At 72.1% G+C, this 22,649-nt stretch carries 10 protein-coding genes; 3 read left to right on the plus strand and 7 right to left on the minus strand.

The window, feature by feature from the left end:
- Positions 1–14: 14 nt before the first annotated feature.
- The 4 genes from AB0R04_RS17865 to pulA all read right to left on the minus strand — a co-directional run bounded on the left by AB0R04_RS17865 (position 15) and on the right by pulA (position 12,192).
- The gene (locus AB0R04_RS17865) at positions 15–1,547 is read right to left on the minus strand and encodes an AMP-binding protein (RefSeq protein ID WP_363372159.1); all 1,533 of its coding nucleotides are present in this window, start codon (positions 1,545–1,547) and stop codon (positions 15–17) included.
- A 264-nt stretch (positions 1,548–1,811) separates the two neighbouring features.
- Entirely contained in the window at positions 1,812–3,551 is a 1,740-nt protein-coding gene (locus tag AB0R04_RS17870) for a carbohydrate-binding module family 20 domain-containing protein (RefSeq protein WP_363372162.1), read from the minus strand.
- A gap of 253 nt (positions 3,552–3,804) precedes the next feature.
- Positions 3,805–6,141 carry a M4 family metallopeptidase gene (locus AB0R04_RS17875; RefSeq protein ID WP_363372164.1) on the minus strand — a complete coding sequence of 779 codons (2,337 nt, stop codon included), beginning with the start codon at positions 6,139–6,141 and terminating at the stop codon, positions 3,805–3,807.
- A gap of 549 nt (positions 6,142–6,690) precedes the next feature.
- Positions 6,691–12,192: a pullulanase-type alpha-1,6-glucosidase gene (gene pulA / locus AB0R04_RS17880; RefSeq protein WP_363372166.1), complete on the minus strand. Its 5,502-nt coding sequence runs from the start codon at positions 12,190–12,192 to the stop codon at positions 6,691–6,693.
- 316 nt (positions 12,193–12,508) lie between these two features.
- Between pulA and AB0R04_RS17885 the strand changes: the two genes are divergently transcribed.
- A complete protein-coding gene (locus AB0R04_RS17885) occupies positions 12,509–13,474 on the plus strand; it encodes a phosphatase PAP2 family protein (protein ID WP_363372167.1) in 966 nt (321 codons plus the stop codon).
- Positions 13,475–13,575: 101 nt separating this feature from the next.
- On the opposite strand, the gene AB0R04_RS17890 is transcribed toward AB0R04_RS17885, so the two are convergent.
- Entirely contained in the window at positions 13,576–16,608 is a 3,033-nt protein-coding gene (locus AB0R04_RS17890; RefSeq protein ID WP_363372170.1) for a bifunctional [glutamine synthetase] adenylyltransferase/[glutamine synthetase]-adenylyl-L-tyrosine phosphorylase, read from the minus strand.
- 202 nt (positions 16,609–16,810) lie between these two features.
- Here AB0R04_RS17890 and AB0R04_RS17895 point away from each other — a divergent pair, with 202 nt between their 5' ends.
- On the plus strand, positions 16,811–18,010 hold the full coding sequence (locus tag AB0R04_RS17895; RefSeq protein WP_363372172.1) for an acyltransferase: 1,200 nt from the start codon (positions 16,811–16,813) through the stop codon (positions 18,008–18,010).
- Here the strand turns inward: AB0R04_RS17895 and AB0R04_RS17900 are convergent.
- Both AB0R04_RS17900 and glnA read right to left on the minus strand, forming a co-directional pair.
- Positions 17,977–19,194, minus strand: a complete 1,218-nt coding sequence (locus AB0R04_RS17900) for a hypothetical protein (protein ID WP_363372175.1) — start codon at positions 19,192–19,194, stop codon at positions 17,977–17,979. The two genes, AB0R04_RS17895 and AB0R04_RS17900, sit on opposite strands and share 34 nt — an antisense overlap.
- Positions 19,195–19,359: 165 nt before the next feature.
- Positions 19,360–20,721, minus strand: a complete 1,362-nt coding sequence (gene glnA / locus AB0R04_RS17905) for a type I glutamate--ammonia ligase (protein ID WP_063347345.1) — start codon at positions 20,719–20,721, stop codon at positions 19,360–19,362.
- Positions 20,722–20,884: 163 nt separating this feature from the next.
- On the opposite strand from glnA, the gene AB0R04_RS17910 reads away from it, so the two are divergent.
- Positions 20,885–22,639: an NAD+ synthase gene (locus tag AB0R04_RS17910; protein ID WP_363372178.1), complete on the plus strand. Its 1,755-nt coding sequence runs from the start codon at positions 20,885–20,887 to the stop codon at positions 22,637–22,639.
- Positions 22,640–22,649 lie beyond the last annotated feature (10 nt).

Raw genomic sequence — 22,649 nt, forward strand, 5'->3', positions numbered from 1 at the left:
TCGGCCTCCCGCCGTCAGCCCGCCACGGACTCGCGCAGCCGCTTCTTGTCCGGCTTGCCGACCGACGTCAGCGGGATCGCGGCCACGACGTGCAGGGCCTCCGGCGCGTAGATCCGCCCCTTGTGGGCCGTGACGAACGCGCGGACCTCCTCCAGGTCCGGCCGCTGCCCCGACGCGGCGACGACGGCGACGTGGACGTGCTCCGCCTCCTGCGCGTCGCGCACCCCGAAGACCGCGCACTGCGCGATCGCCGGGTGGGTGAGCAGCAGGTCCTCGACCTCGGACGGGTAGACGTGCCCGCCGACCACGATGATCTTGTCCTTGAGCCGGTCGGCCAGGTAGAGGTAGCCGTCCGCGTCGAAGTAGCCGATGTCGCCGGTGTTCAGCCAGCCGTCGCGCAGCACCTCGGCGGTCAGGTCGGGCCGCTTCCAGTACCCGGCCATGACGGTGTCCGAGCGGACGTGGATCTCGCCCTGCTCCCCCGTCGGCAGCTCGGTGCCGTCGGCGGACCGGATCGCCACCTCGATGCCCGGGAGGGGTCGGCCGACCGCGATCTGGCCGCCGTGCCCGACCCGGTCGTGCTCGTGCGGGGCGAGCATGCAGATGTTCTGCGCCTCCGACTGCCCGTAGCCGCTCCACAGGACCGGCCCGAACACCTTGAGCGCCTCCCGTACCCGGGTGGGCGAGGCCGCGCAGCCGCCGTACGAGACCCGGCGCAGGCTGGACAGGTCGGTGCGGCCGATCGCCGGGTGGTCGAGCAGCTGGTAGAGCAGCGGCGGCAGCACCCACAGGTCGGTGATGCGTTCGCGCTCGATCGCGGCCAGCACCGCGCCGGGGTCGAAGGAGCGCTGGAGGATCACCGTGCCGCCGTGGTGGAGCGTCAGGTCGGAGAAGAGCCCGGCGAGGTGGGCGAGCGAGGTGGCGGCGAGGAAGCGGGGTGCCTCGCTCTCCATGCGGCCGGGGGTGTCGAAGACCTTCCGGTAGGCGCCGTGCAGGCTGCGGATGCCCTTCGGGATTCCGGTGGTCCCGCCGGTGTGCCGGATGCCCCAGTCGTCGTCCGGGCCGACCCGGACGGCCGGCGGTTCGGCGGGCCGGTGGGCGGCGGCGGCGATCACGTCCTCGCCGATGGCCGCCGGTCCTGGGCCGAGACGGAGGACGGTCGGCACGTCGATCAGGGGCAGCAACTCGGCGGCCACCGGGTACCGTTCGGCGTCGACGAGCAGGACGGCGGTGTCGACGCTCGTCGCGATCTCGGCCAGGGTCGAGGCGCTCATGCCGTCGTAGAGGTTCACCACCCGCGCGCCCGCGAGGCCTGCCGCGTAACGGCCGCTCAGCGCCTCGGCGGTGTTGCCCGCGAGCAGGGTCACGGTGTCGCCGCGCACCACGCCCCGGGCGATGAGCTCGTGGGCGAGGCGGTAGGTGGCGGCGGCGAAGTCACCCGCGGTGAGTTCGATGCCGTCGGCGGTGGTGATGGCCCGCCGGTCGGGGTCGGCGGCGAGGGACTGAAGAATCAGGGCGGGAGCGCTGACGAACTCCGGTTCGTTCACGGCCACTTCTTCCTTGCAGTTTGCAACCATGTCCCCACCCTAGCCCAACCCCACGTCCAGGGCCGGGAGTTAGTTCCCGTGGTGATCACTCGTCGTGCGAGTAGCGGTAGCGGAGAGGACGAGGGGGGTGGTTCTCATCCCGCGATCGTGTCAGCGCCGCCTCGCCGGCCGAGGTTTGAACCGGAACGGCCACCCGCACGAGGGACCCCCGTCAGTCCAGGCTGACGGGGGTCCAGGGGCGGCCCGAGGGTGGCCGGACAGGGCCTACGGCCGCCAGGTGTCGTTCAGGGTGGCCAGGCCCGAGGCCGGCGCGGTCGCCGTCCGGTTGGCCCCGGACTCCCAGGTCACCGCGCCGCTCGCGTCCTTGCGGACGTACTTGTACTGGAAGGCCGTGCCGGCCGGCAGCGCGAGCGACAGCGACCAGACCGGGTAGCCGGCCGAGGAGAGCGGCAGCGCCTTGGCCGGGTCCCAGCCGCCGAGCGCGGCGACGTCGCCGACCACGTAGACGTTCTGGCCGTTGACGGTGGTCGCGTTGACGTTGAACGAGGCACCGGAGGTGCTGGCCGCCCCGCCCGGGACGTACAGCGCGATCGCGTCGCCCGCGCCGACCGTCGCGGTGAACTGCCCGTTGGCGCCCACCTGGTAGGTCGGGCCGGTGCAGCCGCCGCCCGGCTGCGGGTCGCCGTGCTGGACGTCGCAGTAGGTGCCGGCCGCGAGCCCGGTCTGGAAGGTCCGGGTGATCGGGCCGCTCTCGTGGTTGAGCGCGACGTAGCCCTTGTTGCCGCGGCCGAAGGCGATCGCGTTGTTGCCGTTGGACCACCAGTTGGTCACGCCGGTGCCCGCGACGGCGTTGCGGAAGCCGACCATGTTGGCGATCTGCCGCCAGGCGTGGGTGCAGTTCCAGCCGTCCTGGTAGCAGGCGTTGACGGTGCCGCCGTTGGGCGGGCCGTCGTCGTTGCTGGTGAAGGCGTAACCGGAGTAGACGTTGGGCGCGCCGTACGGCGAGGCGAGCAGGAAGACGTTGGCCAGCGTGTAGGTGTTGCCGTAGGTGTAGTTGAGGGTGGAGCCGTTGCGCTCGGTGTCCCAGTTGTCGATGAAGGAGCGCGCCTGGCCGCTCGGCAGGTACCCCCAGGAGGCGCCCCAGCCGGACAGGTTGGCGAGCTTGTCGCTGGTGAACATCCGCTTGAGGTCGGTGCCGACGCGGAACTCGTCGACGTCGCCGGTGCCGGTGTACTCGGTGGGCTGGACCGGCTCGCCGGCGCCGTAGATGACCTCCTGCACCCAGTAGGCCTTGGGGTTGGCCGTCTTCGCCTTGATCGCGGCGAGGTCGCCGGCGGCGATGTGCTTGGCGGCGTCGATCCGGTAGCCGTCGACGCCGAGGGAGCCCAGGTCGTCCAGGTAGCGGGCGATGGTCTGCTGGACGTACGCGCTGCCGGTGTCGAGGTCCGCGAGGTTGACCAGCTCGCAGTTCTGCACGTTGGAGCGGTCCTGGTAGTTGGTGATCGGCTGGCGGCAGGAGTGGAAGTCCTGGTCCTGGTAGGTGCCGGGGTAGGTGTACTTGGTGTACGCGGTGCCGCCGGTGCCGGTGCCGGAGCCGGCCGTCATGTGGTTGACGACGGCGTCGGCGATGACCTTGACCCCGGCGGCGTGGCAGGTGTCGACCATGTTCTTGAAGGACGTCCGGTCGCCGAGCCGCCCGGCGATCCGGTAGCTGACGGGCTGGTAGGAGGTCCACCACTGCGGGCCCTGGATGTGCTCCTGGGGCGGCGAGACCTCGACGAAGCCGTAGCCCTTCGGGCCGAGCGTCGAGGTGCAGGCCTGGGCGACGGAGTCGAAGCGCCACTCGAAGAGGGTGGCGGTGACGTCCTTGCCGTTGTTGGCGGGTGGGGCGGCCTGGGCGGCGGGGGCGCCGAGGGAGGTGGCGAGCGAGAGCGCCAGGGCCGCCGAGGCGGCGAGGGCGCCGGCCGCGCGGGCGGTCCGGCGGGTGGGGGCGGTGGTGACCACGTCGTCTCCTGGGGGTGGCTGGGGTGGGGGCAGCCGGGGGTGAGCTGTGCAGGAAGAGCTATGCAGGAAGTTTCTGTAACTTGCCGGAAACTTGCAGCGCTGAACCTAGGGCCGCCGGGAGAGAGCGTCAAGGGCCTGGGAGGAACGTTTCTGCACCACCTGGGCCCGGACGCACGACAAGGGCCCGGCAGCCGTAGCCGCCGGGCCCCTCACCTGTCCTGGTTCACCGGGCCCGCGGGGGCCCGGTCCGGACTCAGCCGGTCTGGATGGAGGTGTCGTCGATCACGAAGCTCGTCTGCAGCGAGGCGTCCTCGGTGCCGGTGAACTTCAGGGTGACCGTCTGGCCCGCGTAGGACGAGAGGTCGAAGGTCCGCTGCTGGTAGCCCGCCGCGGCGTCCGCGTTGGAGTACGTCTTCAGCGTGGTGCCGTTCACCGACACGGCCAGCTTGTCGTACGCGGTGCTGCCCGACTCAGCGGTGTCGATGTGCAGCCAGAAGCTCAGCGTCGCCTTGCAGCCCGCCGGGATCGTCACCGTCTGCGCCAGCGTGTCGGTGTGCGAGGAGCCGTAGCCGTTCAGCCACGACTTCCACGAACCACCGTGCGCCGCCTGCGAGGAGCTGTTGTCCACCACGCCGGAGCTGGTCGTCCACGGCGCCGCCGAGCCCGTCTCGAAGCCCGCGTTGCCCAGCAGCTGCGCCGGCGTGCAGGTGCCGCCACCGCCACCGGTCACCGTCCAGGTGAAGCTGGCGGTACCGGACTTGCCCGCCGAGTCCTTCACCGTCACCGTCACGTTCGACGAGCCCGCCGTGGTGGCGGTACCGGTGATCGCACCGGTCGAGGCGTTGATCGCCAGCCCGGCCGGCAGGCCCGTCGCGCTGTACGACAGCGGCGCGGTACCACCGGAGGCCTTGATCTGGAGGTTCACCGCACCGCCGACCGCGGTGGACTGGTTGCCCGGGCTGGTGACGGTGATGCCGCCGGGGTTGGGCAGCGAGCCGACGTTGACGGCGGCCCAGGCCGTGGCGACCGCGTTGTACTCGGCGCTGTTCGCGCCGTACAGGTCGGTGGCCGCGTTCAGGGTCGCGGTGCGGGCGGCGGCGTAGTTGGTGGTGGAGGTCATGTACGCGGTCAGCGCCTTGTACCAGACCTGCTGGGCCTTGTCCCGGCCGATGCCGCCGACGGTGATGTTGTTGACCGTCGGGCTGTTGTAGCTGACACCGTTGATCACCTTGGCGCCGCTGCCCTCGGCCAGCAGGTAGAAGAAGTGGTTGGCGACACCGGACGAGTAGTGCACGTCCAGGTTGCCGACGCCCGAGTACCAGGAGTCGGCGGAGGTGCCGTCCTTGGAGGGCTTGTCCATGTAGCGCAGCGGCGTGCCGTTGCCGTTGATGTCGATCAGCTCGCCGATCAGGTAGTCCGGGTTGTCGGCGGGCAGGTTGGCGTAGAACTCGACCATCGAGCCGAAGATGTCCGAGGTGGCCTCGTTGAGGCCGCCGGACTCGCCCGAGTAGTTCAGGTTGGCGGTGGCCGAGGTGACGCCGTGGCTCATCTCGTGGCCGGAGACGTCGAGTTCGGTCAGCGGGTGGGTGTCGCCCGAGCCGTCGCCGTACGTCATGCAGAAGCAGCTGTCGTCCCAGAACGCGTTGACGTAGCCGGTGTCGTAGTGGGCCCGGCTCATGGCGCCGACGCCGTCGTTGCGGATGCCGTTGCGGCCGAAGGTGTTCTTGTAGAAGTCCCAGGTGGCGGCCGCGCCGAACTGGGCGTCCACGGCGGCGGACTCGCGGTTGCTGGCCTGGCCGTTGCCCCAGGTGTCGCTCGACTTGCTGAACAGCGTGCCGTTGCCGGAGGTGCCGTTCTTCATGTCGGTGGTGTACTGGCCGCCGCGGGTGGCGTCCTTCAGCGAGTACGTCGAGCCGCTCTGGGTGGTGGTCAGCGGCACGTTGCCGACGAACACGCCGTTGCCGGAGCCGCGCTTGATGCCGTCGGCCTTGCTGAGCACGTCGCCGGTCGCGGCGTCGGTGACCACGTGCAGCTTGCTCGGGGTGCCGTCGGACTCGCGGCCGGAGACGACGGTCTCCCAGGCGAGCTTCGGGGTGCCGTCGGCGGCCCAGACGACCAGGCGCGGCGCGGTGTCGACGGCGGCGCCCTGCTCGGCGGCGAGCGCGGCGGCCTGGGCCTTCGGCGCGGCCTGGGCCGGCGTGGTGCTGACACCGGCGAGGTTGGCCTCGCTGGCCTTGGTCACGCTCTTGGTGGCGCCCGCGGCGTCCTGGTGGACGATCAGGTCGCCGCCGAGCACCGGGAGTCCGGCATAGGTGCGCTCGTAGCGCAGGTGGCGGCCGCCGTTGGTGTCCAGGACGACGTCCTTGGTGACCAGCTTCTCCTGGCTGCTCAGGCCCAGGGCCTGGACGAAGGACGCGGACTGCTGGTTCGCGGAGGCGATCAGCGCGGCCCGGTCCGACTGCTGGGCGGCGACGGCGGACGGGGCGTCGGGCGTCGCGGCCTGCGCGATGACCGGTATGCCGGTCACCAGCAGCGCGGTGGTTGCGGCCATGACAACCGCGGCCTTCCGGGCGTGAGCGTAACGGGACATGCGGACTCCTTTTCCGACCGGCACGGGTTCGCACCGGTGGAGAGAAACCTGGGCCGCAGGGTTGCGGCGCAGTGGGGGCCCCCGCCCGGGGTGTGCGACGGGGGTGCGGTTGCGGTGCTCACAAGTCGTGGCAGGTTTGGGACGCGCTGCACCTGATCTGGTCGGCTGCACCGGGGGGTGGGGCCCCCTCGTCTGCAGCCGCAGGAATCGTGGCAGCAAACGAGCCGTCAATGACAGATGCATGCCACGGAATGGCCGATTCATTACCGAAACCGTATGCATGACTGTTCATCAGTTGTGTTACCCCTTTGAGAACTCATGAACACGGTTTTCATGATCCGGGGAATGTTCGATCACTTCCGGAAGTCACTGACCAGCGCTCAGGGCCCCCGCCCGCACCACCCGGTGGCCGACGGCACCGGGCGGGCGCGGCACATCACGCTTCCGGCCGTGCCATCGGTGCTTTCCGGCCACCGGGCGGCCAAAACGAAACGGGTCCCGCACCGCCACAACGGCGGTGCGGGACCCGGGGGTTCCGGAGTTCGTCGATCAGCCCTGGACGAACACCGCCACGGTGCGGCCCGGCACGGTGAAGGTGCCGGTCGCGGCGTCGAAGCCGGACTGCTTCACCACCGCGTCCGCGCCGCCCGCCTGGAGCGGGTGCAGGGCCTGGCCCGTCCCCTTCAGGGCCGCCACGGTCTGCGCCTGGGCGGTGGGCGTGGCGTTGAACACCACGGTGACGCCCTTCTCGGCGCCCTTCAGCCCGGTGCCGTCCAGGTGCAGGGTGATCACCCCGGGCGTCTCACCGGGCGTGCCGGAGAGCGGGTAGGACAGCCGCTGCTGGACGGCGGCCAGGGTGGGCAGCGAGAACAGCGGCGAGGACTGCTTGATCCGCAGGAACTCCTGGTACTGCGCGGAGGTCGCGCGGATCTCGGCCGCCCCCACGGTCAGCCGTGGGTTCGCCAGCAGGGACTGCGCGGTCGGCCACATCTCCTTGTTGTCGGCCGCCGGCGGCAGGCCCCGGCCCCAGCCGTTGCCCTGCGCCGCGTCCCAGTGGATGGCGTTGAACCAGTCGCCCGAGTCGTAGGAGTTGGCGTCCAGCGACTTGGAGCGCAGCAGGTCGCTGCCGGCCTGGGCGAAGCCCGCGCCCTGGGTGAGCGCGGTGAGCGAGAGCCCGAGCGCCTGCATCCGGGCCCGGTCGGCGGGCGCGGTGCCGGTCGGCAGCTTGTACGCGAGCGCGTCGAACAGGTCGGTGTTGTCGTGGGCGTCCACGTACTCCACCGCCTCGCCCGGCTTGGCCGCGTACCCGGTCGGGGCGCCGTTGTAGTCGACCTGCGCGCCGGTGACGGCCCGGCCCGAGCTGTCGGTGAAGGAGTAGCCGGCCAGGTTGCCGGCCAGTCCGACCTTCAGCTGGTCCATCTGGTGCAGCAGCCGGTCCTTCTGCTCCTGCGGGGTGCCGTTGGCGGGCGAGCCGTTGGGGTCGGTGTACAGGCCCGAGGCGAAGCCCTGCTGCGGGGCGGAGTTCAGCATGAAGTTGCCGCCGCGGGCGGCGTCGCGGAGCCGGTCGTCGAAGGTGGCGATGCCGGTGCCGGCCAGGTTGAGCTGGGTGGCCTGTTCGAACCGGGCGTTGTTCGCGACGACGCCGAAGTTCCAGCCCTCGCCGTAGAGGAAGACGTTCTTCCCGTCGATGCCGTCCGAGGCGGGCGTCATCTTCCGCAGCGCGGCCTGCACGTCCAGCATGGTGGACTTCGGGTCCAGGCCCATCAGGTCGAAGCGGAAGCCGTCGACCTTGTACTCGCGGGCCCAGGTGGTCACCGAGTCGACCACGAGCCGGTTCATCATGGCGTGCTCGGGCGCGGTGTCGGCGCAGCAACTGTCCGCGGTGACCTTGCCGTTGTCGTCCAGCCGCTGGTAGTAGCCGGGGACGACCCTGTCCAGCACCGAGTGCTCGGCCTGGCCGCTGGCGGCGGTGTGGTTGTAGACCACGTCCAGCACCACCCGCAGCCCGGCCTCGTGCATCGCCTGCACCATCCGCCGGAATTCGACGGTGCGCGCCGTCCCGTTCGGCTCCGTGGCGTACGACCCCTCCGGCACGGTGTAGTGCAGCGGGTCGTAGCCCCAGTTGTACGCGTCGTCGGCCGCGACGGCCGCCACGCATTCCTGCTGCTTCGGACCGTCCGGGGGCAGGGACTTGAGGTCGCAGGCCGGCAGCTTCTGGTCGGCCCGGTTCTCCCGGATGGTGGCGATGTCGAAGGTCGGCAGCAGGTGGACGGTGGTCACCCCGGCCTGGGCGAGCTCCCGCAGGTGCCGCATGCCGGCCGACTGCGACTCGGTGAACGCCAGGTAGGTGCCGCGCTCGGCGGCCGGGACGGTGGTGTCCTCCACCGAGAAGTCCCGGACGTGCAGTTCCTGGATCTGCTGCTGCGCCGGCGGGACGGGCTTGGGGACGTTCTGCTCCTCCCAGCCCGCGGGCTTGAGCTCCTTGGCGGCGAGGTCGGCGACCAGGCTGCGCCTGGAGTCGGTGGACAGCGCGACCGAGTACGGGTCGGTGACGGTGTTGACCACCACCTGCTGGACGGAGGGCGCCCAGACCTTCACCTGGTACAGGTAGTACTTGCCGTCCAACTCGCCCTTGTCACGGACGACTTCCCAGACGCCGGTCTCGTCGTCCAGCTTCAGCGGCAGCGTCTTCGGGGTGCCGCCGGTCGCGCCGTCGAAGACCTGGACGGACACCTCCTGCGCGGTCGGCGCCCACAGCGACAGCGCCACCTTGCCGTTGTAGTAGGCCGGACCGAAGTCCACCCGGCCGGTGCGGCGCGCGTAGAGGTCGTCCAGCACGCCGGGGGTCTGCACGCCGGTGGCGGCCAGCACGGCGCCGCTGGGCAGGTGTTCGGTGAACAGCAGTTGGCTGCGCAGCGCGGCCGGGACGCGGGCGGTGTCCCGGGCGTCCACGGTGAACGCCCGGTAGCCCGCCAGGTGCGGGAACGCGGCCTTCTGCGCGGCGGTCAGGCCGCCCTGGGCGGCGTTGAGCCGGATCCACCGGCCGGGCTTGGTCAGCACGCCCTTGTCGGCGCGGATCCCGCCCTCGGGGTCGTACACCAGCTGGGCGCTGGTGCCGCCGGCCAGGGCCGCGTCGCCCGCGCCGTAGGCCGCCGGGACGACGACGGTCCTGGCGTCGATCCACTGGGCCTTGGCGGTGCCGAGGTCCACCTGCGCGGAGGCGGCGGCGTTCTGCGGCAGCAGGTGGCCCTCGCGGCCGCCGAGCAGCCACACCTCGCGGCCGTCGACGGCGAGGTCCAGGGACTGGTCGGTGGGCAGGTCCTTGTCGTTGCCCTTGTGCAGGATGTAGCTGAGGCTGGTCGCGCCGGGGGCGAGCGGCACCTCGAAGACGGCGCCGAAGGCGTCGCGGCGCACCGGCATCAGCGGCTTGCCCCAGTCGGTGGGGGTGGCGGCGCCGGTCCAGTCGTGCAGGCCCCAGCCGTCGTAGTCGCCGTCCGGCCGGTTGTAGTGGAGGACGGCGGTGTTGGCGGGCTGGGTGTTCGCCGGGCCAGGGTTGGCGGTGCGCACGGCCGGGTCGCCCTGCCGGATCCAGACCTCGCCGGTGGCGCCGACGTCGAGGTGGCGGTCGGCGTCGACGTCCTTGACGCCGTTCTTCTCGACGACGAACCCGACGTCCGAGGCGCCGGGCTTGAGCTTCACGTAGGCGAAGGCGCCGTACGCGTCCCGGCCGGTGAAGGCGTGCCCGGCGGGCCACGGGGTGGCCTCGCCGTCGGCGAGGTCGCCCCAGGCGTAGAGGTTCCAGCCGTCGTAGTCGCCGTCCGGCCGGTTGTAGTGCACGACGGCGTACGGGCGGGCACCGGCGGTGGGCACCGGCTTAGGTGCGGGGGCGCCGGTGGTGAAGCTCGCGGTGGCGGAGCGCAGTCGGCCGCTGGAGTCCTGGACGACGGCCTTGTAGCGGACGACCGTGCCGGGGGCGGTGGCGCCCAGGTCCTGGGTGACCAGGTTCCTCCCGGTGTCGGCGGTGCCCAGGGTCTGCCAGGGCCCGGTGCCGATCTGGGCGGCGAAGGTGACGCGGTTGAAGCCGCCACCGGTCGTGGCGCCGACGGTGACGGTGCCGCTCGAACCGTCGGCCGGCGGCTGCACGGAGAGCTGCGGCGCCGCCGTGGTGGGGGCGAGCCCGGCGTCGGCCTTGAACACCACCGAGGAGAGCGCCGGCACGGTCACGGTGACCTTGCGGTCGGCGCCGGAGGTCGCCTTCCCGCCCGGTGCCGGGTAGATCCGGTCGAAGCCCATCCCGGCGGAGAAGGTGTCCAGGGTGACGGTCTTCGCCTCGGCGGCGTTGTTGACCGCCACCAGGTACTCGGTCCGCTGCCCGGCGTCGATCCGGGAGAAGGCGTACACGCCCGCGCCGTCGGCGGCGTAGCGCTCGATCTGGGCGCCGTCGGCGAGCGCCGGGTTGTCGCGGCGCAGCTTGGCCAGCGCGGCGACGTCCTGGTAGAGCGCGCCGCCCTGGCCGTACCGGTCGGCCGGGCCGGAGGGGCCGCCGAGTACCCGGTCGCTGTTGTAGGAGGGCGTCTTGGAGGCGAACATGTCCTGCCGGGCGTCCTGGTCGCCGCCCGCGCCGGTGAAGCCCTGTTCGTCGCCGTAGTAGACGACGGGCTGGCCGCGGGTGAGGAACTGGAGCTCGGTGCCGAGCCGGTCCTTCTTCAGCAGGGTGGCCTCGTCGGCGCCCGGGTTGTCGGCGAGCAGGAAGGAGCCGAACCGGCCCATGTCGTGGTTGCCGAGGAAGGTCGGCAGCTCGTACGCGTCGGTGTCGGCGGTGGTGTAGCGGTAGTCCTGGCCGTAGACGTCGGCGAGGTTCTTCGCCGAGCCGCCCTGGGAGACGTAGCCGCGGGCGGCGCCCTGGAACGGGAAGTCCAGGGTGGCCTGGAGCTTGCCCTTGGTGACGTACGGCGAGGTGATCGCCGGGTCGCCGGAGTAGACCTCGCCGAACATGAAGAACTTCTTGTTGCCCTGCTTGGCGGCGAAGTCCTTGAGCGCGGGCGCCCACTGCTGCCAGAACGCCATGTTGACGTGCTTGACGGTGTCGATCCGGAAGCCGTCCACGCCGGCGTCCTTGACCCACTGCTGGTAGACCTTCTCGAAGCCCTTCACCACCCGGGGGTTCTGGGTGTCGAGGTCGTCCAGGCCGCTGAAGTCGCCCTCGGTGGCGGACTCGCCGACGAAGGTCGAGTCACCGCGGTTGTGGTAGAGCGCGGGGTCGTTGAGCCAGGACGGGGTCTTGGCCGTGGCGTCGGCGGGCTTGCGGAAGACCGGGGTGTAGGGGAAGGAGTCCTTGGTGAGCCGCGGCCAGGGCGCGCCCGCGTCGGCGATCGCGGTCTCGTCGACGGGGTTGCCGTCGGTGTCGAGGGTCGGGTAGGCGCCGACGGAGCGGTAGCCGTGCTGCTGCTCGGCGTCGTCGATGACGTCGGCGGTGTGGTTGGTGATGACGTCGAAGAAGACCTTGATGCCGCGGGCGTGGGCCTTGGCTATCAGGTCCTTGAGCTGGTCGTTGGTGCCGAAGTGCGGGTCGACCTGGGTGAAGTCGGTGATCCAGTAGCCGTGGTAGCCGGCCGAGGCCTGGTCGCCGCTGCCCTGGACCGGCTTGTTCTTGAAGATCGGGGCCATCCAGATCGCGGTGGTGCCGAGGTTCTGGATGTAGTCGAGCCGCTGGATCAGGCCGGCCAGGTCGCCGCCGTGGTAGAAGCCCTTGTCGGCCGGGTCGAAGCCGTGGTCCAGCCGGCCGCCGGTGAGGCCCCCCGTGTCGTTGGCGGGGTCGCCGTTGGCGAAGCGGTCGGGCAGGACGAAGTAGAACTGCTCGCGGCTGAGGTCGTGTCGCCCGGCGGTGGCCGCCAGGGCGGCGTCCGAGGGCGGGGGCGGCGGGGCGGCGGCGAGGGCCGCGGGGGCGCTGCCGAGGGTGGCGGCGGTCAGCGCGGCGGCCAGCAGGACGGCCGTGCGGCCGGGTCTGCGTCGGGGGGTGCTCCGCCGGGGGCGGAGCCGGACATCGGCCACTGAGGGTCTCCCTTAGGGGAAGGGGTGAGCGAGTTCCCTGGAAGCTAGCGGCCTGCAATATGTTTCAGCAAGATGCAGAAACGGTTTCTTTCCGGGAAACTCCAGGCCAGGACCGTTGCCGCCACCCCGATTACGCCCTTGGAGCGGTCGGCGTAACAATGGGACGCATGCCTGTCCCACCGGTAAGCACCAGACCCGACCTCACCCCCTACCCCGGTGGGAGCCTCCCCCTAGCCCTCAAGGGGGACAGCCGGTGAAGAATCCACTGCCAGGGGATGATCGGACGGCGACGGGACGTCTGGCAGACTTCTCGTCCATGGGGGAACCGACCAAGATCCAACACGGCCGCGCACAACGGGCCGAAGCGGCGCTCGGTGACGGTTCCGGAGCACGGCCGGCCTCCTCGGGACGCCTGCCCGACGGAGCCGCCCGCGCCACCCAGTCCCGTATCGCCGCACTGCGCGGCCGCATCCGCGACCAACGGCGCTCACCGGCCCGGCCGAAGATCTGGTTCGAACTGGCCCTGATCGGGATCAGCTACTGGATCTACTCGATCATCCGCAACGCCGTCCCGGAACAGGCCTCGATAGCCCAGAAGCACACGCGCTGGATCTGGGACCTGGAGCAGTCGCTGGGCATCGCCGTCGAGCGTTCGATCAACCACGCCGCGGACAGCGTCGGGTGGCTCATCACCGGGATGAACTACTACTACGCGACCCTGCACTTCATCGTGACCATCGGCGTGCTGGTCTGGCTCTACCGCCGCCACCCCGGCCGCTACGTCGCCGCCCGCACCGTGCTGTTCGCCACCACCGCGATCGCCCTGATCGGCTTCTACTTCTTCCCGCTGGCCCCGCCCCGGCTGATGACCGACGGCGGCTTCATCGACACCGTGAAGGTCCACGGCACCTGGGGATCGATGGCCTCCGGGCCCGCCGCGCACGTGTCCAACCAGTACGCGGCGATGCCCTCGATGCACATCGGCTGGTCGATGTGGTGCGGGCTGGCCATCTTCTACCTGGCCCGCCGGACGTGGGTCCGGGTGCTCGGCCTGCTCTACCCGCTGGCCACCCTGACGGTGATCGTCTCGACCGCCAACCACTTCTGGATGGACGCCGTCGGCGGCGAGCTCTGCCTCGCCCTGGGCTTCCTCACCGCCCGCTGGATGTACCACTCCTGGGTCTACAAACTGCCCCAGGTGCCCGCCCGGGAGACGGCGGACGAGCCGATCACCGTCCCCGAGCAGTGGAGCGAACCCGCGGTGAGCAGCGCCCGCCGGTAGAGCCGCTGGACCTGGACGAACCCGAAGGGGCCCCACCCGGGGCCCCTTTCGCGTGCCCGGGCCTCGGCCGCCGGCCTCGACGCCGGCCTCAGCCCCCGGTCTCAGCCGCCGTAGAACAGCCGCTCCACCACCGCCCGGGCCCGCCGGGTGGTCCGCCGGTAGTCGTCCACCAGCTCGCCGCTGTGCCCGGCGCCGTACCCGAGGTAGCGGGCCACCCCGGCCAGCTCCCGGGCCTCCCCGGGGAAGCTGTCGCCGGGCCGGCCGCGCACCAGCATCACCGCCGAGCGCACCCGGGAGGCCAGCACCCAGGCCGCGTCCAGCACCTGCGCGTCCGACCGCCCGACCAGCCCGGCTTCGGCGGCGGCCGCCAGCGCGGCCCTGGTCCGGGTGGTGCGCAGGGCCGGCAGCTCGTGCCCGTGCTGGAGCTGGAACAGTTGCACCGTCCACTCCACGTCGGCCAGCCCACCGCGGCCGATCTTGGTGTGCGTGGTCGGGTCGGCGCCGCGCGGCAGCCGCTCGGCCTCGATCCGCGCCTTGATCCGGCGGATCTCCACCAGGTCCCGCTCCGGCACCCCGACGCCCGGGTAGCGCAGCGGGTCGATCAGCTGCCGGAACCGCGCGCCCAGCTCCTCGTCCCCGGCCACCGGCTCGGCGCGCAGCAGCGCCTGGCTCTCCCAGGCGTGCGACCAGCGCCGGTAGTACGCCGCGTACGAGGCGAGGGTGCGCACCAGCGGGCCGCTGCGCCCCTCCGGCCGCAGGTCGGCGTCGACCAGCAGCGGCGGCTCGGTGGACGGCGCGCCGAGCAGCGTCCGCAGCTCGTTGCAGACCGCCTGGGCGGCCCGGGCGGCGTCCTGCTCCAGCGAGCCGAGCAGCGGCTCGTGGACGAAGAGCACGTCGGCGTCCGAGCCGTAGCCCAGCTCGTGGCCGCCGAACCGGCCCATCGCGATCACCGCGATCCGGGTCGGCAGGTCGCCGTGCTCGGCCTCCCAGCCGGCCGTGCAGGCGCGCAGCGCGCCCTGGAGGGTGGCGGCGTTCAGCGCGGTCAGCGCCTCCCCCGCGGTGTCCAGCGCCTCGGCCGGGTCCTCGCCGAGCCGGCCCAGGACGTCCGCGGCGGCGGTGCGGAACAGCTCCCGGCGGCGCACCGAGCGGGCGGCGGCGACGGCCGCCGCGGTGGATCCGGCCCGGCCGACGGCGGCCAGTATCTCCTGCTCCAGGGCGGCCCGGCCGCGCGGCGCCAGGCCCTGCGGGTCGCCCAGCATGGCGACCGCCTCGGGGGCGCGCAGCAGCAGGTCGGGGGCGAGCCGGCCGGCCGACAGCACCCGGGCCAGCTGCTCGGCGGCGGCGCTCTCGTCGCGCAGCAGCCGCAGGTACCAGGGGGTGCGGCCGAGCGCGTCGGAGACCTGGCGGAAGTTGAGCAGCCCGGCGTCCGGGTCGGCCGAGTCGGCGAACCAGCCGAGCAGCACCGGCAGCAGGGTGCGCTGGATCGCGGCCTTGCGGCTCACCCCGGAGGCGAGCGCGCTGAGGTGACGCAGCGCGGCGGCCGGGTCCGCGTAGCCCAGCGCCTCCAGCCGGGCCCGGGCCGCATCCGGGGTCAACCCGGCCGCGCCCGGCGGCAGTTCGGCGACGGCGTCGAGCAGCGGCCGGTAGAACAGCTTCTCGTGCAGCCGCCGGACCTCCACCGCGTGCCGCTTCCACTCGCGCTGCAGCGCGGCCACCGGGTCGGAGCGGGTGTCGTCGTTGATCAGCGCGGCCAGCGAGCGGGCCAGCCGGCGCAGGTCCTCCGCGCCGGTGGGCATCAGGTGGGTGCGGCGCAGCCGGTAGAGCTGGATCCGGTGCTCCAGGGAGCGCAGGAAGCGGTAGGCGGTGTCCAGCGAGACGGCGTCCGCCCGGCCGACGTACCCGCCGCGGGAGAGCGCGGCCAGCGCCTCCAGGGTGTTGCCGCTGCGCAGAGCAGGGTCGGTGCGGCCGTGCACCAGTTGGAGCAGTTGGACGGAGAACTCGACGTCGCGCAGCCCGCCGGGGCCGAGCTTGAGCTGGCGGTCCAGTTCGGTGGCGGGGATCGAGTCGATGACCCGGCGGCGCATCTGCTGCACGTCGGTGACGAAGTTGTCCCGGGCGGCGGCCTGCCAGACCATCGGGGCCAGCGCCTCCAGGTAGGCGGCGCCGAGTTCGGCGTCCCCGGCGACCGGGCGGGCCTTGAGCAGCGCCTGGAACTCCCAGGTCTTGGCCCAGCGCTGGTAGTAGGCGAGGTGGCTGGCCAGGGTGCGCACCAGCGGGCCGTTGCGGCCCTCGGGGCGCAGGTTGGCGTCCACCGGCCAGATGGTGCCCTCGCCGGTGGTGTCCGCGCAGAGCCGGGTGAGGGCGGCGGCGAGCCGGGTGGCGGCCTTGACGGCCTCGTGCTCGTCCACGCCCTCGCGCGGCTCGGCGACGAAGATGACGTCCACGTCGGAGACGTAGTTGAGTTCGCGGCCGCCGCACTTGCCCATGCCGATCACGGCGAGCCGGCAGGCCCGGGCGGCGTCCTGGTCCTGCTCGGCGGCGAGGTCCAGGGCGGTCTGCAGGGTGGCGCCGGCCAGGTCGGCGAGTTCGGCGGCGGTCTGCGCGAGGTCGGTGGTGCCGGTGAGGTCGCGGGCGGCGATGGCAAGCAGGCAGCGGCGGTAGGCGACGCGCAGCGCGTCCGCCGGGCTGCGGCCGCCCTCCCGGCCGCGCCGGACGCCCTCGGCGAGCGCGCGGCGGAAGTCCTCCGGGCCGGGGTGCATGTCGCGCAGCTCGAAGGTGACCAGCATGTGCCAGTCGTGCGGGTGCCGGGCCAGGTGGTCGGCGAGCGCGGTGGAGACGCCGAGCACGCCGAGCAGCCGGTCGCGCAGCGGCTTGGAGGTGGTGAGGGTGTCGCGCAGGGTGTGCCGTTCGGCCTGGTCGGCGGCCTCCAGCAGCCGGGCCAGGCCGAGCAGGGCGAGGTCGGGGTCGGCGGTGGCGCCGAGCGCGTCCAGCAGCACGGGGTCGTCGGCCAGGCCTTCCAGGCCGGGGCCCGCCAGCAGCCGCACCGCCTGCGCCGGGTCGGTGAACCCGCGCCTGACCAGTCTGATCTCCGGCCGGCTGACCCGGCTCCCGGCCCGCTGTTCGTCCACCGCCATGGCCCCTCCATCCGTCCGCCCCAGCAGGTTACGCGCCCTGACGGCCCGGCGCCGGACACGACCGCCGGACGGCCCGCCGCCGCGCGCCGCGCCGTCCGTCCGTGACCTCGGGCCCGCCGCGCTCGTTCTCCCGGCGCCGACCGTGCCACCCCGTCCTATCCCGTCCCATCCCGTTCCATCCCGTCCCCGTTCCGGAGCGCCGATGCCCAGCCGCCTGCCCTCGCTCACCGGGCTGCGCTTCTGGGCGGCCCTGCTGGTGGTGCTCTACCACCTGTCCCGCAAGGTCGGCGGGCTGCCGGTGCTCGACCCGCTCGCCTGGTACGGGCGTTCGGGGGTGACGTTCTTCTTCGTCCTGTCCGGTTTCGTCCTGGCCTGGACGTACGGCGGCTCGCCCGTCCCCGCCGGGGCGTTCGCCCGCCGCCGGTTCGCCCGGATCTGGCCGTTGCACGTGCTGAGCACCGTGCTGTCGCTGGGCGCGGACGCCGCGATCGGCACGGCGCTGCCGGTGGCGGCCGCGCTCTGGTCGCTGCTGCTGGTGCATCCGTGGGCGCAGGCGACGGTGTACGGCGGCAATCCGGCGTCCTGGTCGCTGGGCGCCGAGGCCTGGTTCTACCTGCTGTTCCCGCTGCTGCTGCGGTTGCTGGCGCCGCGCCGCCGGGCCTGGCTGCCGGTGGCGGCGGTGTGCGCGGCGCTCGGCCCGGCGCTGTGGGCGGCGGGCCCGCTGCTGCCGGCCGATCCGACGGTGCGCGGCTGGTTGCTGGACTACCTGCCGCTGGCCCGTACCCCGCAGTTCGTGCTCGGGGTGGCGGTCGGGCTGGCGGTGCGGCACGGGATGGTCCCCCGGGTGCGGCTCGGCGCGGCGGCCGCGGCGGTGGCGGGCTGGCACCTGCTGCTGGCGCCCTGGCACGCGGCCGTCCCGGACGCGCTGTGGTGGGGCCCGTACAGCGCCTCCCAGCTGGTGCCGGCGGCGCTGTTCGCGGCGCTGCTGGTGGCGGCGGCCCAGCGGGACGCGGCCGGTGCGGCGCCCCGGCTGCCAAACGGACGGGGGCCGGCCGGGCGGGGGCTGGCCGGACGGACGGCGGTGCGGCTCGGCGAGTGGTCCTACGCCTGGTACCTGGTGCACGAGATCGGCATCCGCTGCTGGCTCGCCGAGTTGGGCCGCCCGGCGCCCGGGGCGGCGGCGCTCGGGGTCTGGCTGCTGCTGGCCGGGGGGTCGCTGGCGGCGGCGGCGGGCCTGTACCGCTGGGTGGAGCGGCCGTGCGAGCGGCTGCTGCGCGGCTCGCCGCGCCGGCCCGGCGGGAACGCGGCGGCGCCGCTGCCGGCCCGCGTGGTGCGGGTGGGGCGGCAGCGGCGCCGGGCGGCGGCCGGTCAGGCGTCGGTGGAGCCGTCCAGGTTGACGTAGGCGTAGAAGACGCCGATGTCGTAGCCGTCCTTCTGGGTGTTGAAGGTGGCGGTGAGGTCGGTGTCCCCGTTGCGCAGGTACGGCGAGATGTCCCAGCGGTTGGAGTCGTAGCCGAAGTTGTTGCGGTTGTACGGGTTGCGGACGAACTGGTCCTCCGGGGTCAACTCCTCGATGGTGGAGTTGAAGGCGTCGTTCGGCGCGTGGTTGATGTCGGAGAACAGCGTCTCGGGCCCGTTGGTGGACTTGACCGACAGGGTGTCGCCGGTCCACTTGAGGTCGCCGTCGTAGACCACCCAGCCGAGCTTGCCGTGGAGCTGACCGCTCTGCGGCGTCTGCAGCCCCGCGAGCTTGATCTGCCGCGTCGGGCTGTCCGGCAGCTCGACCTGGAAGCCGTCCCACAGGTGGATGTGCCGCATCGGCTTGCAGTCGTTCTCGTACGCGACGACGATCGTCCAGCCGCCCCAGCTGTGCGGCTTCACCACCGAGTCCATGTTGGCGACGGTGTAGGTGCCGTTGCCGGCGTTCCTGACCAGGTCGGTGATGTCGGCGGAGGCCTGGTAGCTGCTCTCCACGTCGGTGGTGATGTAGCCGATGGACGGCTGGTCGTTGGCGATGTCCCGGTACTGCTTCTCGCCCGGGACCTTGAGGTACACCTCGTCGATCTGGTTCTCCGGCAGCACGGTGTCGCCGATGCCGCGGGTGCCGCCCCAGTACAGCCGGGCGTACTTGACCTTGGAGCCGTCGATCAGGCCGAGGTCGGCGGAGCTGGCGGAGTAGATCGGGTCACCGAGCGGGCCGATGGAGCCCGGGTCGATGTTGATGTACTTCATCTCGTACTTGTTGTTGATCGGCATGCTGCCGAGGCCCTTGCGGGCGTCCTCGCAGGGCGGCTGCTCCGGGTCGAGGGGTGCCTTGGTCTCGTCACAGGTCATCAGCGAGTTGCTGATCCTGGTGACGGAGCCGTGGAAGTCGCCCTGGAAGCGGGTGGTGAACGGCAGCGGGTTCTCGGCGATGGTCTCGGCGCGCGGGTGCGGGTTCGACGAGCCGGAGCCGGAGCCACGGGCGTCGGCGATCGGGGTGGCCAGCAGCTGGCTCGCGACGGCGGCGAGGGCGGCGCCCGCGACGACGGTCCGGCGGGCGAGCAGGCGGGCCGCGGCGGCGCGGCTGACAGCGGAGGAGGGCATGGGATCCTCTCGGGACGGAACGGACGAGCACGCCCATCGGACCACAACTGTCCGTCACAGGATCTTCACATACCGCCATTGGGGAAACGATCCACCCGAGCGGACGGCCCGCTGTCATCCGATCGAACGACAGCGGGCCCGAAGGTGTTTGAGCCGCTCAGGCGCTCAGAGCACCTGGAGGTTCTTGCGCAGCTCGAACGGTGTCACCTCGGAGCGGTACTCCTCCCACTCCTGCCGCTTGTTGCGCAGGAAGAAGTCGAAGACGTGCTCGCCGAGGGTCTCGGCGACGAGCTCGCTGCGCTGCATCAGGTCGATCGCCTCGCCGAGGTTCTGCGGCATCGGCTGGATGCCGAGGGCGCGGCGCTCGGAGTCGGTCAGCGCCCAGACGTCGTCGTCGGCGCCCGGCGGGAGCTCGTAGCCCTCCTCGATGCCCTTGAGGCCGGCCGCGAGGGTGACGGCGTAGGCGAGGTACGGGTTGCAGCCGGTGTCCAGGGAGCGGACCTCGATCCGGGTGGAGCCCTGCTTGCCGGGCTTGTACATCGGCACCCGGATCAGCGCCGAGCGGTTGTTGTGGCCCCAGCAGATGTAGGACGGGGCCTCGCCGCCGGCCCCGGCGGTGCGCTGGGAGCCGCCCCAGATCCGCTTGTAGGAGTTCACCCACTGGTTGGTGACGGCGGCGGTCTCGGCGGCGTGCTTGAGCAGGCCGGCGATGAAGGAGCGGCCGACCTTGGAGAGCTGGTACTCGGCGCCGGTCTCGTGGAAGGCGTTGCGGTCGCCCTCGAACAGCGACAGGTGGGTGTGCATGCCCGAACCGGGGTGGTCGGAGAACGGCTTGGGCATGAAGCTGGCGTGCACGCCCTGCTCCAGCGCGACCTCCTTCATGACCAGACGGAAGGTCATGATGTTGTCGGCGGTGGACAGCGCGTCGGCGTAGCGCAGGTCGATCTCCTGCTGGCCGGGGGCGCCCTCGTGGTGGGAGAACTCCACCGAGATGCCCATCGACTCCAGCATGGTGATGGCCTGTCGGCGGAAGTCGTGGCCGACCCCGCGCGGGGTGTGGTCGAAGTAGCCGGATTGGTCGGCGGGGATCGGCGGGGTGCCGTCGCCGGGCAGGTTCTTCAGCAGGAAGAACTCGATCTCGGGGTGGGTGTAGAAGGTGAAGCCCTGGGCGGAGGCCTTCTCCAGGGTGCGCTTGAGCACGAACCGGGGGTCGGCGTAGGACGGCGAGCCGTCGGGCATCAGGATGTCGCAGAACATCCGGGCGGTGCCGGGGGTCTCCGAGCGCCACGGCAGGATCTGGAAGGTGGTCGGGTCCGGCTTGGCGATCATGTCGGACTCGTAGACCCGGGCGAAGCCCTCGATCGCCGAGCCGTCGAAGCCGATGCCCTCCTCGAAGGCCTGCTCCAGTTCGGCCGGAGCCACCGCGACCGACTTCAGGAACCCGAGCACGTCGGTGAACCACAGCCGGACGAACCGGATGTCACGCTCCTCAAGCGTCCGAAGCACGAACTGCTGCTGCTTGCCCATGGGGACAGTCTCACCTCTGCTCTTTACGCTCGTGTTACGCCCGGAAGACCCCCGGACGCGGCTGCCCCCATCATGGCCGATCACCGCGCGGGACGGCAGTCCGGACCCCGGTCCGACCCCCCGGACAGCACATTGCGTCAGATCGACGATTACACTCGGGGGCATGCCCAATCTCCGTCTCGCCCTGAGCCAGATCGACCCCTGGGTCGGTGACATCGCCCGCAACAGCGATGAGGTGGTGCGCTGGACCAGGCAGGCCGTGGAGGCCGGCGCCCAGTTGGTCGCCTTCCCCGAGATGGCCCTGACCGGCTACCCCGTCGAGGACCTCGCCCTGCGCAGTTCCTTCGTCGAGGCGTCCCGGGGCGCGCTGGTCGAGCTGGCCGGGCGGCTGGCCGCCGACGGGCTGGGCGAGGTGCCGGTGGTGGTCGGCTACCTCGGACGCTCCGAGCACGCCTCGCCGAGGTTCGGCCGCCCGGCCGGCTCCCCGCAGAACTGCGCCGCCGTGCTGCACCGGGGCGAGGTGGTGACCCGCTTCGCCAAGCACCACCTGCCCAACTACGGCGTGTTCGACGAGTACCGCTGGTTCGTCCCGGGCGAGCAGCTGCCGGTGCTGCGGCTGCACGGAGTGGACGTCGCGCTGGCCATCTGCGAGGACATCTGGCAGGACGGCGGCCGGGTCACCGCGGCCCGCGAGGCCGGGGCCGGGCTGCTGCTGGTGGTCAACGGCTCGCCGTACGAGCGGAACAAGGACGACCAGCGGCTGGAGCTGGTCCGGCGCCGGGCCGCCGAGGCGGGCTGCCCGCTGGCCTACGTCAACATGGTCGGCGGCCAGGACGAGCTGGTCTTCGACGGCGACTCGATCGTGGTCGGCGCGGACGGCGAGGTGCTGGCCCGCTCCCCGCAGTTCGAGGAGCACCTGCTGGTGCTGGACCTCGACCTGCCGGCCGCCGGCGACGACCACACCGACGGCCTGCTGCTGAGCGACGGGCTGCACCTCGTCCGCACCGACCTGGGCGGCGAGCCGCAGGCCGCGCCCGCGCACGCCCCGGCCCCCGAGGTGGCGCCGCGGCTGTCCGACGAGGCGGAGATCTGGGCCGCGCTGGTCTCCGGCACCCGGGCGTACGTCACCAAGAACGGCTTCCGTTCGGTGCTGATCGGCCTCTCCGGCGGCATCGACTCGGCACTGGTGGCCGCCATCGCGGTGGACGCGATCGGCGCCGAGAACGTGCACTGCGTCTCCATGCCCAGCCGCTACTCCTCGCAGCACTCCCGGGACGACGCAGCCGAGCTGGCCCGCCGGACCGGGCTGCACTACCGCACCGTCTCCATCGCCCCGATGTTCGACGCCTACCTGGGCGCGACCGAGCTGACCGGCCTGGCCGAGGAGAACCTGCAGTCCCGGCTGCGCGGCACCCTGCTGATGGCGATCTCCAACCAGGAGGGGCACATCGTGCTCGCGCCCGGCAACAAGAGCGAGCTGGCCGTCGGCTACTCGACCCTGTACGGCGACTCGGTGGGCGCGTTCGGGCCGATCAAGGACGTCTACAAGTCGCTGGTCTTCCGGCTGGCCCACTGGCGCAACGAGGAGGCCGGACGGCGCGGCGAGGTGCCGCCGATCCCGGAGAACACCATCTCCAAGCCGCCGTCCGCCGAGCTGCGGCCGGACCAGAAGGACAGCGACTCACTGCCCGACTACGACCTGCTGGACAGCGTGCTGGCCCGCTACATCGAGGGCGACGAGGGGCGGGACGCGATCGTCGCGGCCGGCTTCGACCCGGCCGTGGTGGACCGGGTGGTCCGGCTGGTCGACACCGCCGAGTACAAGCGGCGGCAGTACCCGCCGGGCCCCAAGATCTCGGTCAAGAACTTCGGCCGGGACCGCCGCCTGCCGATCACCAACCGCTGGCGGCGGGGCTGACCAGGACAGG

The sequence above is a fragment of the Kitasatospora sp. NPDC056731 genome (assembly GCF_040687675.1).
GTDB lineage: Bacteria > Actinomycetota > Actinomycetes > Streptomycetales > Streptomycetaceae > Kitasatospora.